At 46.1% G+C, this 2,345-nt stretch carries 3 protein-coding genes; all 3 read left to right on the forward strand.

The window, feature by feature from the left end; translation table 11 throughout:
- Positions 1–200 precede the first annotated feature (200 nt).
- The 3 genes from ABIN22_RS23325 to ABIN22_RS23335 are packed head-to-tail and all read left to right on the forward strand — an operon-like array spanning position 201 to position 2,227.
- On the forward strand, positions 201–527 hold the full coding sequence (locus ABIN22_RS23325; protein ID WP_346911604.1) for a hypothetical protein: 327 nt from the start codon (positions 201–203) through the stop codon (positions 525–527).
- Positions 528–530: 3 nt separating this feature from the next.
- Positions 531–1,076, forward strand: coding sequence for a 2-C-methyl-D-erythritol 2,4-cyclodiphosphate synthase (ispF, locus tag ABIN22_RS23330; protein WP_109733198.1), 546 nt, complete (start codon positions 531–533; stop codon positions 1,074–1,076).
- Between the two features lie 23 nt (positions 1,077–1,099).
- Complete coding sequence (locus tag ABIN22_RS23335) at positions 1,100–2,227, forward strand: GNAT family N-acetyltransferase (RefSeq protein WP_346911606.1); 1,128 nt, start codon at positions 1,100–1,102, stop codon at positions 2,225–2,227.
- Positions 2,228–2,345: the final 118 nt, after the last annotated feature.

Genomic DNA, 2,345 nt, shown 5'->3' on the forward strand with positions numbered 1-2,345 from the left:
TAGAGCACACGGTTCATACCCGTGGTGTCGCTGGTTCAAATCCAGTTTCCGCTATTGGAAAAGAAGTCTGTTAATTACAGGCTTCTTTTTTTAGAACTGTTTACACGCGTGTCTGTAAACAGCAACCGGATATTCTGGTGGTAATCGCAGACAATTTATGCTAAAATCAGAGAATGAGAAATGAAATGGAGGATGGAATTATGAGTCAAAAATCATGGGATGTGCTGCGGATAGTGGCAGGGCTATATCTCGCCTATCTGGGAGTAAAAAGTATGATGACAGCTATCTCTGACAGGCCGGAGAATATGGTGTTTTTCCTGATTATGGCGGTTATATTTATGATTACCGGTGCCGGATATGCAATCTATGCAATAAGAAGAGTATGGGCAGGCAGGAATGAAGAGCCGGAAGAGCCAGAAGCTATAGAAGAGAATGAAGATTTTGAGAATAGTGGGGAAGAAACTGCAGAAGATAATGAGGAAGATGACTCTGAAGAAGATGACGCTAATGAGGAAGAGGAGGAATAATTCATGCGGGTTGGAATGGGATACGATGTTCATAAGCTTGTAGAGGATAGAGAGCTGATTTTGGGCGGCGTGACGATTCCCTATGAGAAAGGTCTTTTGGGACATTCTGATGCAGATGTGCTATTACATGCTGTCATGGATGCTCTTTTAGGGGCGGCGGCGCTGGGGGATATTGGAAAGCATTTCCCGGATACAGATCCCCAATATAAAGGAATCTCCAGCATCAGGCTTCTGGAGCATGTAGCGGCACTGCTCGATGAGCAGAACTATATCGTGGAAAATATTGATGCAACGATTATTGCACAAAGGCCGAAGATGCGCCCTTATATTGATACTATGAGGGAAAATGTAGCGAAGGCGCTTAAGATTTCTGTGGATCAGGTGAATATCAAAGCAACGACCGAGGAGGGGCTTGGATTCACCGGAAGCGGGGAAGGGATTTCTTCACAGGCGGTCTGTGCATTGGAGAAGATTACGAACTATGCAAGCTATGATATGACACCGAATCCGGGCGGCTGTGAGAACTGTCATGGATGCGCCAGAAAGTAACGTAAGAAGAGAGGAATGCGGGCATGCAGTTACGAAAGCTAGAGATCAATGAACACGGCAGGACGAGGACGCTGTGGGAGAAGGTATTTGCAGAGGACAGCAGGGAATTTCTGGATTATTATTATTTCATAAAAACGAGGGATAACCAGATCTATGTCATTGAGGAAGACGGGGGTGTCCGTTCCATGCTCCAGCTGAACCCTTATCTGCTACAGGTAGAGGACAGGCAGTTTCCGTGTAATTATATCATTGCTGTCGCGACAGAAGAGAATTACAGGAAACGCGGGTATATGGGAGAACTGCTCAGAAAGGCCATGCAGGACATGTATGCACGCAAAGAGCCGTTTACCTTCTTAATGCCCGCGGCAGAAGCAATCTATACACCATATGACTTCCGGTTTGTCTATGCCCAGAACCAGTGCGAAAGTATGGGGACGGACAGTGCGGCAGAGTTGGAGCTTACGGATGCAGGAATGCGTGATGCGGCAGATATGGCGGCATTCTTCAATCAGTATTTTGCGGAGAAATACCAGGTTTGTGCGGTCAGGGATGAGACATATTACCAGACCATGATCTTTGAACAGCAGAGTGAAAACGGCGGTGTGAAGCTTATAAAGGAGGGGCAGGACATCAAAGGAATGTTCGCCTATGCAAGTGAAGAGAATGTCGTGGAAATCAGAGAACCTCTGTATCTGGATGAATACGAAGCACAGTTTCAGAAAGCAGTCCGTGACCTGCGCTCAGGCAGGGACGTGCCGGTAAAGATATATGCATGCCGTAACGGGGAGCATGTCAAAAAAGTGCCTATTATCATGGTCAGGATCCTGCATCTGGAGACATTCTTATCTGCGGTGAAGGTGAAAGAAGGTGAAAGACTTTCCTGCTCCTTTGCAGTGCTGGATTCAATCATTACAAAAAACAGCAGGGTCTGGAAGCTGACAGGGGGACAGGACAGCCGGGATGTACAGGTGAGTGAGACAGAAGATTCCGAAGGAGTCCTGACAATCAGTGCTTTGACAAGCTTTCTGTTCGGCTACAAGACCGTGGATGAAATCAGGGGAGAAGAAGGCGTCATAATTCCCGGACAGCTGGAGAATGAATTAAACAAGATACAGGCATTAAAGCAAACATATCTGAATGAAATAGTCTGAAAAGTCTGAAAACGGTCCGCAAAGGGGGGTGACCCCGATGGGGGCCGGTTTCAGACTTTTCAGCCGTGGAATTTTGTTGTCAAATTTGTAATTTTTTGATAATTATTTTGTATATAAA

Origin of the sequence: Faecalicatena orotica (assembly GCF_905197545.1) — a bacterium.
Taxonomy (GTDB): domain Bacteria; phylum Bacillota; class Clostridia; order Lachnospirales; family Lachnospiraceae; genus Faecalicatena_A; species Faecalicatena_A orotica.

Coding starts and splice junctions, on each gene's coding strand:
- ABIN22_RS23325 (WP_346911604.1), top strand. CDS start 201: ATGAGTCAAAAATCATGGGATGTGCTGCGGATAGTGGCAGGGCTATAT.
- ispF (WP_109733198.1), top strand. CDS start 531: ATGCGGGTTGGAATGGGATACGATGTTCATAAGCTTGTAGAGGATAGA.
- ABIN22_RS23335 (WP_346911606.1), top strand. CDS start 1,100: ATGCAGTTACGAAAGCTAGAGATCAATGAACACGGCAGGACGAGGACG.